This window comes from Pseudomonas sp. R3-52-08, assembly GCF_003851745.1.
In the GTDB taxonomy this organism is placed as follows: Bacteria; Pseudomonadota; Gammaproteobacteria; order Pseudomonadales; family Pseudomonadaceae; genus Aquipseudomonas.
The window spans coordinates 1,177,405-1,192,115 of the sequence record NZ_CP027730.1 but is presented as its reverse complement, the minus strand read 5'-3'; the positions used below and the strand labels follow the sequence as shown (position 1 = coordinate 1,192,115).

The 14,711-nt window shown below is 60.4% G+C and carries 10 protein-coding genes; all 10 read left to right on the top strand.

Going from position 1 to position 14,711, the window contains the following annotated elements:
* Window positions 1-103 precede the first annotated feature (103 nt).
* The 10 genes from yaaA to C4J91_RS05365 all read left to right on the top strand — a co-directional run bounded on the left by yaaA (window position 104) and on the right by C4J91_RS05365 (window position 14,708).
* Window positions 104-883 (top strand): peroxide stress protein YaaA, encoded by a 780-nt coding sequence (yaaA, locus tag C4J91_RS05420; protein WP_124361396.1) that lies wholly within the window; start codon window positions 104-106, stop codon window positions 881-883.
* An 876-nt stretch (window positions 884-1,759) separates the two neighbouring features.
* Window positions 1,760-3,076: a nucleotide sugar dehydrogenase gene (locus tag C4J91_RS05415; RefSeq protein WP_124361395.1), complete on the top strand. Its 1,317-nt coding sequence runs from the start codon at window positions 1,760-1,762 to the stop codon at window positions 3,074-3,076.
* A gap of 82 nt (window positions 3,077-3,158) precedes the next feature.
* Window positions 3,159-4,640: a mannuronan synthase gene (gene alg8 / locus C4J91_RS05410; RefSeq protein WP_164484512.1), complete on the top strand. Its 1,482-nt coding sequence runs from the start codon at window positions 3,159-3,161 to the stop codon at window positions 4,638-4,640.
* 38 nt (window positions 4,641-4,678) lie between these two features.
* Window positions 4,679-5,845 (top strand): alginate biosynthesis protein Alg44, encoded by a 1,167-nt coding sequence (locus tag C4J91_RS05400; RefSeq protein ID WP_124361393.1) that lies wholly within the window; start codon window positions 4,679-4,681, stop codon window positions 5,843-5,845.
* Between the two features lie 131 nt (window positions 5,846-5,976).
* Window positions 5,977-7,356 (top strand): alginate biosynthesis TPR repeat lipoprotein AlgK, encoded by a 1,380-nt coding sequence (algK, locus tag C4J91_RS05390; RefSeq protein ID WP_124361391.1) that lies wholly within the window; start codon window positions 5,977-5,979, stop codon window positions 7,354-7,356.
* Window positions 7,353-8,840, top strand: a complete 1,488-nt coding sequence (locus tag C4J91_RS05385; RefSeq protein ID WP_124361390.1) for an alginate export family protein — start codon at window positions 7,353-7,355, stop codon at window positions 8,838-8,840. Before algK ends, C4J91_RS05385 begins: the two co-directional genes overlap by 4 nt.
* Complete coding sequence (algG, locus tag C4J91_RS05380) at window positions 8,840-10,408, top strand: mannuronan 5-epimerase AlgG (protein ID WP_124361389.1); 1,569 nt, start codon at window positions 8,840-8,842, stop codon at window positions 10,406-10,408. Before C4J91_RS05385 ends, algG begins: the two co-directional genes overlap by 1 nt.
* An 11-nt stretch (window positions 10,409-10,419) precedes the next feature.
* The gene (locus C4J91_RS05375) at window positions 10,420-11,868 is read left to right on the top strand and encodes an alginate O-acetyltransferase (RefSeq protein ID WP_124361388.1); all 1,449 of its coding nucleotides are present in this window, start codon (window positions 10,420-10,422) and stop codon (window positions 11,866-11,868) included.
* 8 nt (window positions 11,869-11,876) lie between these two features.
* Window positions 11,877-12,986 carry a mannuronate-specific alginate lyase gene (locus tag C4J91_RS05370; protein WP_124361387.1) on the top strand — a complete coding sequence of 370 codons (1,110 nt, stop codon included), beginning with the start codon at window positions 11,877-11,879 and terminating at the stop codon, window positions 12,984-12,986.
* Window positions 12,987-13,175: 189 nt separating this feature from the next.
* Entirely contained in the window at window positions 13,176-14,708 is a 1,533-nt protein-coding gene (locus C4J91_RS05365) for an MBOAT family protein (RefSeq protein ID WP_124361386.1), read from the top strand.
* Window positions 14,709-14,711 lie beyond the last annotated feature (3 nt).

Below are 14,711 nucleotides of genomic sequence, written 5' to 3'. Positions count from 1 at the left end.
CATCATAGCGGATCGCGCCTATCACCATCATAGGTGGAGTCAAACCGCCCCAACCCCTAGAATCGCAGCCACGCTACACGCCACGATTTCTGGAGCCAACTTCATGCTGATGGTGATTTCCCCCGCCAAGACCCTCGACTTCGAGTCCAAGCCGGTAACCCCGCGCTTCACCCAGCCGCTGTACCTCGACCATTCCCAAGAACTGATCGAGCAACTGCGCGAACTCAGCCCGGCGCAGATCAGTGAGTTGATGCACGTGTCCGACAAGATCGGTGGCCTCAACGCCGCCCGGTTCGGCAGCTGGACGCCCGCTTTCACGCCGGCCAATGCCAAACAGGCGCTGCTGGCGTTCAAGGGCGACGTGTACACCGGCCTCAACGCCGAAACCTTCAGCGACGCCGACTTCAGCTACGCACAGGATCACCTGCGCATGCTTTCCGGCCTGTACGGCCTGCTGCGCCCGCTGGACCTGATGATGCCGTATCGCCTGGAGATGGGCACCAAACTCGCCAACGCCCGTGGCAAGGACCTCTATGCCTTCTGGGGCACGCGCATCAGCGAGTGGCTCAATGAGGCGCTGGCCGAACAAGGTGACGATGTGCTGCTCAACCTGGCGTCCAACGAGTATTTCTCGGCGGTCAAGCGCACGGCCCTGAACGCACGGGTCATCAACACCGAGTTCAAGGACCTGAAGAACGGCCAGTACAAGATCATCAGCTTCTACGCGAAAAAAGCCCGTGGCATGATGAGCCGGTTTGTGATTCAAGAGCGGATCAACGACCCGGCCCAGCTCAAGCAGTTTGATGCACAGGGTTATCGCTTCAATGCGGAGCAGTCCAAGGCGGACAACCTGGTGTTTTTACGCGATCACGCACCGGAATAAGGCCTTAAACACACTGAGTATCAACTGTGGGAGGGGGCTTGCCCCCGATGGCGATGCAACAGTCACCTCTACAGGGACTGATACACCGCTATCGGGGGCAAGCCCCCTCCCACATTTTGTTCTGTATTCCAAATGAGAATCGTCATTTATTTGGCGCCAGAAAAACACCCAGACACAACTCTAACAATTTCTTCACTCGACACTCGTCGGTTTTTTTCGTAGTGGCACCAGTTTTTTTAAACAGTAGTGGCACAAAACTATCTCAACGTGCCAACTCCCCACAACTACTGGCCTAAATAGCAAGTGCTATCACTATAGTACCAGTGCCATCTTCTCTAATATTTCAAAAAATTTCCGGAAACAGGATGAGCGGCCAGGAACTTCATCCTGAAGCACCGCTCATACCACCGGTAACGAAATTCTCTGCTGCTGTAAGAGATGACTTACATAACGACCAACGGAAGTAGTCAAGTTGTCATAGAACACTTTGACTCTATGGTCACAACATCAACTGATCGAGTTAAGGGTGGCGATAAGTACGCATTGCTATCCCCTACAGGCCAAGGCAGCGCCCGACCTAAATGAGCCGTGCTTGCACTCAAGGCATTGATAACAAAGGCATTTTGCCTGCATCAAGACCTTGCAGCACCGGCGCCGGAGCCTTCCTCCAAGGGAGCCCGGCTGCATTTCAGGGCAAGCCCCAATAATAAGGCCTGGTCGCGCACAACTTGAGTGCAATAGTTAGTCACTCGTTATTCAACATGCCTGCACGCGGTAAGTCGGCGTCTATTCGCCCAACTTTCGCGGCATCAGTGACGCTTGCAAACATGAACTCCGGCCATCTAATGGCATGATTTAAATACAGAGGTAATTGCGATGCGCATCAGCATATTTGGTTTGGGTTACGTTGGCGCAGTGTGTGCCGGTTGCCTGTCTGCCCGTGGCCACGAAGTGGTCGGCGTAGACATCTCCAAGGAAAAGATCGACCTGATCAACGCCGGCAAATCGCCGATCGTTGAACCGGGTCTGGGCGAGCTGTTGAGCCAGGGTATCCAGACGGGCCGGCTGCGTGGCACTACCAACTTCGCCGAAGCCATTCGCGATACCGATTTGTCGATGATTTGCGTCGGCACGCCGAGCAAGAAAAACGGCGACTTGGAACTCAACTACATCGAATCGGTATGCCGCGAGATCGGCTTTGTCCTGCGTGACAAGACCACCCGCCACACCATCGTGGTGCGCAGCACCGTACTGCCCGGCACCGTGGCCAACGTGGTGATCCCGATCCTCGAAGACTGCTCCGGCAAGAAAGCCGGCGTCGACTTCGGCGTTGCGGTCAACCCGGAATTCCTGCGCGAATCCACCGCCATTGCTGACTACGACCAGCCGCCAATGACCGTTATCGGCGAATTCGACACAGCCTCCGGCGATGTCCTGCAGTCGCTGTACGAAGAACTCGACGCGCCGATCATCCGCAAGGACATCGCTGTCGCCGAGATGATCAAGTACACCTGCAACGTGTGGCATGCCACCAAAGTCACCTTCGCCAATGAAATCGGCAATATCGCCAAGGCCGTCGGCGTCGATGGTCGTGAAGTGATGGACGTGGTCTGCCAGGACAAGACCCTCAACCTGTCCCAGTACTACATGCGCCCAGGCTTCGCGTTCGGCGGCTCGTGCCTGCCAAAAGACGTGCGTGCCCTGACCTACCGCGCCGGTTCCCTGGACGTGGAAGCGCCGCTGCTCAACTCGCTGATGCGCAGTAACGAGTCCCAGGTACAGAACGCCTTCGACATCGTTTCCAGCCACGACAAACGCAAAGTCGCCCTGCTGGGCCTGAGCTTCAAGGCCGGTACCGACGACCTGCGCGAAAGCCCATTGGTGGAACTGGCGGAAATGCTGATCGGCAAGGGCTACGACCTGAGCATCTACGACAGCAACGTCGAATACGCCCGCGTACACGGTGCGAACAAGGACTACATCGAAGGCAAGATCCCTCACGTGTCGTCCCTGCTCAACTCGGACTTCGACGAAGTGATCAACAACTCCGACGTGATCATCCTGGGTAACCGCGACGAGAAATTCCGTGCCCTCGCGCACAACGCCCCGGATGGCAAGCAAGTGGTCGACCTGGTGGGCTTCATGTCCAAGGCCACCAGCGTAAGCGGCCGTACCGAAGGTATTTGCTGGTAACAGCACGGCAAGTTTCAGGCTGCAAGTGTCTTTATCCCCAGCGCTTGCAGCCTGAAACCTCCTCTCCTTGCGGATGACGCTTATGTCCAAGTTAAAACATGTATTCCTGCAAGCCGCCGGTTGGCTGTTGTTCCTCAGCCTGTTGATGGGACTCGCCCTGGCGTTGCCGGCGAGCACCTTCGATTCGCAATCGAAGAACTTTATTTTCCTGATTGGCGCCGTCGGTATCTGGCGCTACTCGATGGGTGCAACGCATTTCTTTCGCGGCATGCTGTTCCTCTACGTGGTCTACCCGCACCTGCGCCGCAAAGTGCGCAAGCTGGGCAAGGCCGCCGACCCATCCCATGTGTTCCTGATGGTCACCAGTTTTCGTATCGACGCGCTGACCACCGCGCAGGTCTACAGCTCGGTGATTCGCGAAGCCATCGAATGTGGCTTCCCCACCACTGTGGTCTGCTCGCTGGTGGAAATGTCCGATGAACTGCTGGTCAAGAGCCTGTGGGAAAAACTCAACCCGCCGGATCACGTCAAGCTCGACTTCGTGCGCATCGCCGGTACCGGCAAGCGTGACGGCCTGGCCTTCGGTTTTCGCGCCATCTCGCGCCACCTGCCGGATGACCGCGCCGTGGTGGCCGTGATTGATGGCGACACCGTGCTCGCCGAGGGCGTGGTGCGCAAGACCGTGCCGTGGTTCCAGCTGTTCGGCAATGTCGGCGGACTGACCACCAACGAGTTCTGCGAAGTGCGCGGCGGCTACATCATGAGCGAATGGCACAAACTGCGCTTCGCCCAACGCCACATCAACATGTGCTCCATGGCCCTGTCCAAGCGCGTGCTGACCATGACCGGGCGGATGTCGGTGTTCCGCGCCAGCGTGGTGACCGACCCAGGCTTTATCGCCGACGTGGAAAGCGACTCGCTGCAACACTGGCGCCTGGGCCGCTTCAAGTTTCTGACCGGCGACGATAAATCCAGCTGGTTCAGCCTGATGCGCCTGGGCTACGACACCTTCTACGTGCCCGATGCCGCGATCAATACCGTGGAGCACCCGCCGGAAAAGAGCTTCATCAAGGCCAGCCGCAAACTGATGTTCCGCTGGTACGGCAATAACCTGCGCCAGAACTCTCGCGCCCTGGGCCTGGGTGTACGCCGCCTCGGTCTGTTCACCAGCGTGGTGCTGTTCGACCAGCGCGTGTCGATGTGGACCTCCCTGCTCGGCCTGACCGTGGCGATCATCGCCACCTTCAAGTACGGCGGCGCGTTCATCCTCGCGTACCTGCTGTGGATCGGCATCACCCGCCTGATTCTCACCCTGCTGCTGTCGTGCTCCGGCCACAAGATCGGCCCGGCCTACCCGCTGATTCTCTATTACAACCAGATCATGGGCGCGTTGGTGAAGATCTACGTGTTCTTCCGCCTTGATCAACAGTCCTGGACCCGCCAGGACACCAAACTGACCCGCGATTTGGCCAGCTTTCAACGTTGGTTCAACACCTGGTCGTCTCGGACCATGACCTTCTCCGCCGGCAGCATCTTCGTTGCCGTGTTGCTGATGATGGTCTGACCCTGCCAAGCCTGAATTAACTTAAGGAAATTGCCCTGATGAACAGCCAAGTAAACGCCAACGTTGTCCACGAATCCGAAGCCCAGCGCCAGCACGCCCGGGTAAAAATCCCGGCCAAGCTGCGCTTTTTCAACAGCGACCGCACGCCGACCGAGGCCAAGGTCATCGACCTGTCCGCCGGCGGCCTGGCGTTCACCGCCACCCAGCCGCTCACCATCGGCCAGGTGCACAAGGGTCGCCTGCAATTCGTCATCGATAACCTCGGCCTGGCGATGGACGTGGAGCTGCAGATTCGCTCTTACGACCGCCAGACCGGCCGCACCGGTTGCCAGTTCCAGAACCTCGATGCCCAGGACATTTCCACCCTGCGCCACCTGATCACCTCGCACCTGTCGGGCGACATCGTGACCATGGGCGACGTGCTCGCCACCCTACAACGCGACAACTTCACCAAGGCGCGCAAGGTCAAGGACGGCGGCAGCGGCATGACCGCGTTCGGGCGCCTGCGCGCCGTGACGTTCAGCCTGGCGATCTTCCTGGTGGGCCTGGCAGCATTCGGGTTTGTCTTCAAGTCGCTGTACGGCATGTACTTTGTCAGCCACGCCCAGGCCGGGCTTGTCAGCGTGCCGGGCATGAACGTGACCATGCCGCGCGACGGCACCGTGCAAAGCCTGCTCAAGGGTGACGCGATAGCGGCCAAAGGCGCGCCACTGGCCACCTTCAGCACCAGCATGCTCGACGTGCTCAAGGGCCACCTGGACGAAGACCAACTGCAACCGGCCAAGGTCGAAGAGCTGTTCGGCAAGCAAATGACCGGCACCCTGACCTCGCCGTGTGATTGCGTGGTCGCCCAGCAATTGGTCGCCGACGGCCAGTACGCCAGCAAGGGTGATGTGATCTTCCAACTGGTGCCACGCGGCAGCCAGGCCAACGTGGAAGCACGCTTCACCTATCGCCAGTTCGGTGATGTGCGCCCAGGTACGCCGGTGAGCTTCCAGGTCGCCGACGAAGAACAGGTGCGCACCGGCACCATCGTCAGCAGCACCAGCCTGAACAGCGCCGACCTGTCCTCGGACATCCGCGTGCAGATCAAGCCTGACGCCCCGCTGGACAGCACCTACGCCGGCCGCCCGGTGGAAGTCACCAGCGACCGCGGCCCTTCGCTGAACTGGCTGATCGATAAAGCCATGGCTCACGGTCTGTAAGCGAGGACATGCCTGTGAACCCTATTTCAAGAACAACACAATCCCTGTGGGAGCGGGCTTGCTCGCGATGGGATCAGCGCGGTTTGCCTGGCGGACCGAGTCGCCTGCATCGGGGGCAAGCCCCCTCCCACATGGGTTCGGTGGCGTTGCTGGCTGTTGCGGTGAGCCTGGCCGGTTGCGCCGGCCTGCCTGACCAGCGCCTGGCGAACGAAGCATTGAAACGCGGCGACACCGTCACCGCGCAACAGAATTACCAGCAGCTGGCTGACCTGGGCTACAGCGAGGCCCAAGTGGGCCTGGCCGACATCCAGGTAGGCACCCGTGACCCGGCGCAAATCAAACAGGCCGAAGCCACTTACCGTGCTGCGGCGGACACCTCGCCCCGCGCCCAGGCACGTCTTGGCCGCCTGCTGGTGGCCAAGCCCGGCGCCACCGAAGCCGAGCACCACGAAGCCGAAAGCCTGCTGAAAAAAGCCTTTGCCAATGGCGAAGGCAACACCCTGATCCCGTTGGCGATGCTGTACCTGCAATACCCGCACAGCTTCCCCAACGTGAATGCCCAGCAGCAGATCAGCCAATGGCAAGCGGCCGGTTATCCAGAGGCCGGCCTGGCCCAGGTGCTGCTGTACCGCACCCAGGGCACCTACGATCAGCATCTGGATGATGTGGAGCGCATCTGCAAGGCCGCGCTGAACACCACCGATATCTGCTACGTCGAACTGGCCACGGTCTACCAGAAAAAAGCTCAGCCGGAACAACAGGCCGAACTGCTCAAGCAGATGGAAGCAGGCTACAGCCGTGGCACCGTCACCGCCCAACGTGTCGACAGCGTCGCCCGTGTGCTGGGCGATGCGACCCTCGGCACGCCGGACGAGAAAACTGCCCAGGCCCTGCTGGAAAAAATCGCCCCTGGCTACCCGGCGTCCTGGGTCAGCCTGGCGCAACTGCTCTACGATTTCCCCGAACTGGGCGACGTCGACCAGATGATGAAGTACCTCGACAACGGCCGTGCCGCCGACCAGCCACGCGCAGAATTGCTCTTGGGCAAGCTCTACTACGAAGGCAAGTGGGTGCCGGCCGACGCCAAGGCCGCCGAAGCCCATTTCGAAAAAGCCGTAGGCCGTGAAGTGGCCGCCGATTACTACCTCGGCCAGATCTACCGCCGTGGCTACCTGGGCAAGGTCTATCCGCAAAAAGCCCTGGACCACCTGCTGACCGCTGCGCGCAACGGCCAGAACAGCGCCGACTTCGCCATTGCTCAACTGTTTTCCCAAGGCAAGGGCACCAAGCCCGACCCGCTGAACGCCTATGTCTTCAGCCAGTTGGCCAAGGCCCAGGACACGCCAGAGGCCAATGAGCTGGCCACCCAGCTTGAAGCCCCGCTGACGCCTGAGCAACGCGCCGAAGGCCAACGCCTGGTGCAGCAGGAACTGGCCGCCCGCGGCACCCTGGCCCAAAGCACGCTGCAACTGCACGCCCTGCAAGAAGAAGACGGCGAGGAATCCCTATGAAGCTCAACCCATTCGTCAAGGCCGGCATCGGCCTGTCCTTCGCCCTGCTGTGGTCGTGCCCGACCCTGGCCGCGCTGACCGAAGCCAAGAACTTCGGCCTGGAAGTCAAAGCCACCGCGCAGTCCGAAGACGACCGCGACCTGGGTACCCAGAAAGGCGGCGACGTCAACGGCATCGGCCTCGACCTGCGCCCGTGGATCTACGCCGAAAGCGGCGCGTGGAGCGCCTACGCCATGGGCCAGGCCGTGGTGTCCAGCGACATCATCGAGACCGACACCCTGCAGCAGTCGGCGGATGACACCACCGAACAATCGAGCAACGACGACCGCAAGGCCAAGAAGAACTACCTGGCCCTGCGCGAGTTCTGGGTCGGCTACAGCGGCTTCACGCCCTACCCCGGCGAGCTCCTCAAGTTCGGTCGCCAGCGCCTGCGCAATGACGACGGCCAATGGCGCGACACCAATATTGAAGCGCTGAACTGGACCTTCGACACCACCCTGCTCAAGGCCAACGTCGGCGCCGCCGAGCGTTTCAGCGAATACCGCACCGACCTCAAGGAACTGTCGCCCAAGGACAAGGACCGCCAGCACTTCTACGCCGACGCCGCCTACCAGTGGACGCCGGGCCAGTGGATCGGCCTGCGCGGCCACCACACCCATGACGACGGCAAGCTCGACTACGCCGAACCGGGCGTGGCCAGCGACCCGCTGGACAAACGCGAAAACGGCGACCTGACCTGGCTCGGCATTGAAGCCAACAGCGACGCCTATAACTGGCGCAACACCAACACCGTCAACTACTGGGCGAGCATCACCGGCATGCGCGGCGACCGCGACACCGTCAACGCCTTGAACGCCGACGGCACTCGCCCCACCAACGCCAAGCGCAGCGATGACGTGAGCGGGTGGGCCACCGATATCGGCGTGCGCCTGCGTCTCGACCCGCAGTGGCAAGTGGGTGCGGCCTATTCGCGCGCCAGTGCCGAATACGAACAGAACGGCCTGCAAAGCAACCGTTCGAACTGGACCGGTACCCAGTCCCGCGTGCATCGCTTCGGCGAAGCGTTTCGCGGCGAAATGAACAATATGCAGTCCATGAGCCTGTTCGGTTCCTGGCAGCTGCGCGAGGACTACGACGCCAGCCTGGTGTACCACAAATTCTGGCGCGTCGACGGCAACAAGCCGGTGGGCAGCAACGGCATTGATGCGGTGCAGAACAACACCGATGACGTGACCGGCGCGATCCTGTCCAGCACGTCCCTGCCCCTTGAAGATGGCAAGAAAGACCTGGGCCAGGAGATGGACCTGGTCGTCACCAAGTACTTCAAGAAAGGCCTGTTGCCGGCCGCGCTCAGCCAGTCGATCGACGAGCCATCGGCGCTGGTGCGCCTGCGCGCCGGTGTGTTCAAACCGGGCGATGCCTATGGCAGCCAGGTCGACTCGTACATGCACCGCGCCTTTGTCGACGTGATCTGGAAATTCTGATGGGAGCCTGCGCAATGAATGCTCAAAGCCTACTCGTCGCGGCAATGCTGGTGGCCAGTGCCCCAGCGTTCGCCGATACGGCGGCCAAGGCGCCGACCATCGCCAAGGAACTGCAACAGGCCAAGACCTACACCATTTCCAGCCCGCCGACCGCGCCGCTGGAAATGGCCAAGCCGGCGCTGCCCGATCTGTCGGGCTATACCGCTGCGGCCATGGAAAAGAAAATCGTCAGAAGCAAACCGGGCAAGGTCAGCATCCGCCGCATGATGCAGGAAGACGCCCTCAAGGACTTTATCGGCGGCGATAACAAGATGGCCGAATGGGTGGTGCGCCAGCATGGCATTCCCCAGGCGATCTTTGTCGACGATGGTTACATGAACCTCAAGGACCTGCTGGGCAAGGTGCCCAAGCAGTACTTCAGCGAGACGTCGCCGGGTGTGTTCCTGGCCAAGTTGCCGATCGTGGTCGGCCGTAAAGGCATCCTCGATATCGACAAGCAGACCCAGGAATTGCGCCTGTCCCAGCAAGCCGGTTCGTTTTTGATCAACGACGGCCAACTGTTCGTGCGTGACACCAAGGTCACCGGTTGGGATGAAAAAACCAACGGCCCGGCGCTGTTCAAGTCGCCCAAGGAGTTCCGCCCGTTCCTGCTGGCCTGGGGCGGCACCGAGACCTACATTTCCAAGACCAAAATGGCCAGCTTCGGCTACGCCAACAGTAAGTCGTACGGGGTGAGTATTTCCCAGTACACGCCGAACATGGCCAAGGTGCTCAAGCGCCCTGAGCCGACCGGCTGGATCATCGATTCCGAGTTCTCGGACATGTGGTACGGCTTCTACTGCTACGAAACCACGGGCTTTGTGATCAAGGGCAATACCTACAAAGACAACATCGTCTACGGCATTGACCCCCATGACCGTTCCCACGGCCTGATCATCGCTGACAACACCGTGTACGGCACCAAGAAGAAGCACGGCATCATCATTTCCCGAGAAGTGAACGACAGCTTCATCTTCAACAACCGCAGCTATGACAACAAGCTCTCGGGCCTGGTGATCGACCGTAACAGCGTCAACAACCTGATCGCCGACAACGAGATCTACCGCAACCACACCGACGGCATCACCCTCTATGAGAGCGGTGACAACCTGTTGTGGGGCAACAAAGTCATCAGCAACCGTCGCCACGGCATCCGCATACGTAACAGCGTGAACATCAAGCTGTACGAAAACACCGCCATGGCCAACGGCCTGACCGGTGTGTACGGCCACATCAAGGATCTGACCGACACCGACCGCGACATCGCCCTTGACCCGTTCGACGCCAAGGTCTCGCTGATCGTGGTCGGCGGTGAACTGGCGGGCAACGGCAGCGGGCCGTTGTCCATCGACTCGCCGCTGAGTATCGAGTTGTACCGCGTGTCGATGCTGGCGCCGACCAAATCCAGCGGCATCAGCTTCTCCGGCGTTCTTGGCGAGCGCCAGGAAGAGATTCTCGACCTGCTGGTACGCCAGCAGAAAGCCGTGCTGATCGACCCTGTCGAACGCCAGACCGAAATGCAGGACTGAGGATGACCCTTATGCACCCACACATGATCAAATTGCTGAGCCTCTCGGGTCTGACCCTCGGCCTGCTCGCGGCCAGCCAGGGCGTGCGCGCCGACGAGGTGAAAGCACCGACGTTCACCGCCGAGCCGTGCTGCAGCCTGTGCCCGGCGGCCCATGACGCGAAGAACTACACCACGCGCTACCAGCAGAACTTCACCACCTTGGTGCAAGCCCAGGGCGACTGGCTGTTCCGGACCCAGGAAGACCTGCGTACCGAATTCGACACCACCCCGGCCGGCTACAAGCGCATGCAGCAGTTGCACGATGCGTTCAAAGCCAAGGGCGTGGAACTGGTGGTGGTCTACCAGCCGACCCGTGGCCTGGTGAACCGCAACAAGCTCAACCCCGAGGAAAAGGCCAAGTACGATTTCGACAAGGCCCTGACCAACTACAAGACCATGCTCGGCCGTTTCGCCAAGATGGGCTACGTGGTGCCGGACCTCTCGCCGTTGACCAACGAGCAGTTGCCGGATGAGCTGCCGGCCCACGACTTTTACTTCCGTGGCGACCAGCACTGGACCCCTTACGGCGCCCAGCGCACCGCGAAAATCGTCGCGGCCAAGGTCAAGCAGATGCCGGAATATGCGGAAATTCCCAAGCGCGAATTCGAGACCAAGCGCTCGGGCCGCATGGGCAAGACCGGCACCCTGCACAACATGGCCGGGCAGCTGTGCGGCACCAGCTACGCGATCCAGTACATGGACCAATTCACCACCGAGCCCAAGGGCGAAGCCGGTGACGGTGACCTGTTCAGCGATTCGGGCAACCCGCAGATCACCCTGGTGGGCACCAGCCACAGCGGCAAGAACTACAACTTCGCCGGCTTCCTGCAGGAGGAAATCGGTGCCGACATCCTCAACGTCGCCTTCCCCGGCGGTGGTCTGGAAGGCTCGATGATCCAGTACCTGGGCAGCGAAGAGTTCCAGAAAAACCCGCCAAAAATCCTGATCTGGGAATTCTCGCCTCTGTACCGTCTCGATCAGGAAACCATCTACCGCCAGATGATGGCGCTGCTCGACAACGGCTGTGAGGGCAAGACCGCACAGATGTCAGTCAGCACCACGCTCAAACCAGGCAAAAACGAACTGATGGTCAACAGCGCGAACAAAGACCTGCGCAACGCCAACCATCAGGTCGATATCCGCTTCGCCGATCCGTCGGTGAAAACCTTGCAAGCCACCCTCTGGTACATGAACGGGCGCCACGAGGACATCAAGATCGAAAAACCCGAGACATCCGATACAGACGGGCGTTTCGCCTTTGAATTGCGCACCGATGAAGACTGGGCCTCGCAGAACTTGCTGGCCGTGGAAGTGCAGGGCCCGGAAAAGGGTGCTGCGGCGCAGAAGGTCGAAGCGAAAATTTGCACACGCAACGTATTCCCAAGCGGTGGTCAGCAGACCGCCCAGCTCGGGAAGTGAGGTTACTTATGCAAAAGCTATTGCTGCCCACCCTGCTAGGCCTGGCGATGTTTGCCGGCTCCGTCAACGCCGCCGCACCCCTGCGGCCGCCCCAGGGCTATTTTGCACCGATCGAAGCGTTCAAGACCGGCGACTTCAAGGAAAACTGCGACGCCATGCCGACGCCCTACACCGGGCCTCTGCAATTTCGCAGCAAGTACGAAGGCTCCGACAAGGCGCGTTCGACCCTGAACGTGCAATCGGAACAGGCCTTTCGCGACAGCACCGCCGACATCACCAAGCTGGAAAAAGACACCAGCAAGCGCGTGATGCAGTTCATGCGCGACGGTCGTCCGCAGCAGCTCGAATGCACGCTGAACTGGCTGGTGTCGTGGGCCAAGGCTGATGCGTTGATGTCCAAGGACTTCAACCACACCGGCAAGTCGATGCGCAAATGGGCGCTGGGCAGCATGGCCTCGGCCTATGTGCGCTTGAAATTCTCCGACTCGCACCCGCTGGCCAACCATCAGCAGGAATCGCAACTGATCGAGGCCTGGTTCAACAAGCTGGCCGATCAAGTGGTGAGCGACTGGGACAACCTGCCGCTGGAAAAAACCAACAACCACTCGTACTGGGCCGCCTGGTCGGTGATGGCAACGTCCATCGCCACTAACCGTCGCGACCTGTTCGATTGGGCTGTCAAGGAATACAAGGTCGGGGTGAACCAGGTCGACGACCAAGGCTTCCTGCCCAACGAATTGAAGCGTCAGCAACGGGCTTTGTCGTATCACAACTACGCCCTGCCGCCGCTGTCGATGATCGCAAGCTTTGCCTTGGTCAACGGTGTGGACCTGCGCCAGGAAAACAACAGTGCGCTCAAGCGCCTGGGCGACAAGGTACTCGCCGGGGTGAAAGACCCGGACATCTTCGAACAGAAGAACGGCAAGGAGCAGGACATGAAGGATTTGAAGCAGGCGATGAAATTCGCCTGGCTTGAGCCGTTCTGCACCCTCTACACCTGCGCCCCGGATGTGCTCGAACGCAAGCATGGCATGCAGCCATTCAAGACGTTCCGCCTGGGCGGTGACCTGACCAAGGTCTACGACCCGACGCACGAAAAAGGCAACAAAGGCAGCTAGTCGCTGATCGTTCCCACGCTCCGCGTGGGAATGCAGCACGGGACGCTCTGCGTCCCAAAGCGTGACGCTGAGCGTCACAAGAGGCATTCCCACGCAGAGCGTGGGAACGATCAAAGCCTCCCCCGAAATCGTGGGGGGGTTTGGGGGGGCTCTGGCCCTTGACTGTTGGTTAAACATGGAGAGATCGGGATGGTTTTCTCGTCCAATGTGTTCCTGTTTCTGTTCTTGCCGATCTTTCTCGGCTTGTACTACTTGAGCGGGCAACGCTATCGCAACCTGCTGCTGCTGATTGCCAGCTATGTGTTCTACGCCTGGTGGCGAGTGGACTTCCTGGCTTTGTTCGCCGCAGTGACCCTGTGGAATTACTGGATCGGCCTCAAGGTCGGCGCCGCCGGCGTGCGCACCAAACCGGCCCAACGCTGGCTGTTGCTCGGCGTGGCAGTCGACCTGTGCATCCTCGGCTACTTCAAGTACGCCAACTTCGGCGTCGACAGCATCAACGTGATGATGAAGTCGATGGGCCTGGAGCCGTTCATTCTCACCCACGTACTGTTGCCGATTGGTATCTCGTTCTACATCTTCGAGTCCATCAGCTACATCATCGACGTGTACCGTGGCGATACCCCGGCGACACGCAACCTGATCGACTTCGCGGCGTTCGTGGCGATCTTCCCGCACCTGATCGCCGGCCCCGTGTTGCGTTTTCGCGACCTGGCCGACCAGTTCAACAACCGCACCCACACCCTCGACAAGTTCTCCGAGGGCTGCACGCGGTTCATGCAGGGTTTCATCAAGAAGGTGTTTATCGCCGACACCCTGGCGGTAGTCGCGGATCACTGCTTCGCCTTGCAAAACCCAACTACGGGGGATGCCTGGCTCGGTGCGCTGGCCTACACCGCACAGTTGTATTTCGACTTCTCCGGCTACAGCGACATGGCCATCGGCCTGGGCCTGATGATGGGTTTCCGCTTCATGGAAAACTTCAAGCAGCCGTACATCAGCCAGTCGATCACCGAGTTCTGGCGGCGCTGGCACATCAGCCTGTCGACCTGGTTGCGCGATTACCTGTACATCACCCTGGGCGGCAACCGCAAAGGTACGCTGACCACCTATCGCAACCTGTTCCTGACCATGCTGCTCGGTGGCCTGTGGCACGGCGCCAACATCACCTACATCGTGTGGGGTGCCTGGCACGGCATGTGGCTGGCGATTGAAAAAGCCATCGGCCTCAACACCGCGCCGCGCAGCTTCAATGTGTTGCGCTGGGCCTTCACCTTCCTGCTGGTGGTGATGGGCTGGGTGATCTTCCGCGCGGAAAACCTGCACGTCGCCGGGCGTATGTACGGTGCGATGTTCAGCTTTGGCGAATGGTCGCTGTCGGAACTCAACCGCGCCAGCCTCACCGGCCTGCAAGTGGCGACCCTGGTGGTGGCCTACGCAACGCTGGCGTTCTTCGGCCTGCGCGATTTCTACCGCAATCGCCCTGCCGACAAGACCAAGCCGAGCGATCCGAGCCTGATCAAGGCCGTACCGGGCGACAACCCCGGCAGCATCCACGAGCCTGGCTTCACGGTGGGCCGTGACGCCGCCGTGCAACCGGCCTACTGGACCGCTGACTGGCCACGCTACGCCATGCGCGCCGCCGTGCTGCTGCTGTTCGTGGCGTCGATCCTGAAACTGTCGGCGCAGAGTTTCTCGCCGTTCCTTTACTTCCAATTCTGAGGG

Bases quoted from the DNA above. Each gene is read 5' to 3' on its own strand.
- C4J91_RS05365 (WP_124361386.1), top strand. From the start codon at position 13,176: ATGGTTTTCTCGTCCAATGTGTTCCTGTTTCTGTTCTTGCCGATCTTT.
- C4J91_RS05370 (WP_124361387.1), top strand. From the start codon at position 11,877: ATGCAAAAGCTATTGCTGCCCACCCTGCTAGGCCTGGCGATGTTTGCC.
- alg8 (WP_164484512.1), top strand. From the start codon at position 3,159: ATGTCCAAGTTAAAACATGTATTCCTGCAAGCCGCCGGTTGGCTGTTG.
- algK (WP_124361391.1), top strand. From the start codon at position 5,977: ATGGGTTCGGTGGCGTTGCTGGCTGTTGCGGTGAGCCTGGCCGGTTGC.
- C4J91_RS05415 (WP_124361395.1), top strand. From the start codon at position 1,760: ATGCGCATCAGCATATTTGGTTTGGGTTACGTTGGCGCAGTGTGTGCC.
- C4J91_RS05375 (WP_124361388.1), top strand. From the start codon at position 10,420: ATGCACCCACACATGATCAAATTGCTGAGCCTCTCGGGTCTGACCCTC.
- yaaA (WP_124361396.1), top strand. From the start codon at position 104: ATGCTGATGGTGATTTCCCCCGCCAAGACCCTCGACTTCGAGTCCAAG.
- C4J91_RS05400 (WP_124361393.1), top strand. From the start codon at position 4,679: ATGAACAGCCAAGTAAACGCCAACGTTGTCCACGAATCCGAAGCCCAG.
- algG (WP_124361389.1), top strand. From the start codon at position 8,840: ATGGGAGCCTGCGCAATGAATGCTCAAAGCCTACTCGTCGCGGCAATG.
- C4J91_RS05385 (WP_124361390.1), top strand. From the start codon at position 7,353: ATGAAGCTCAACCCATTCGTCAAGGCCGGCATCGGCCTGTCCTTCGCC.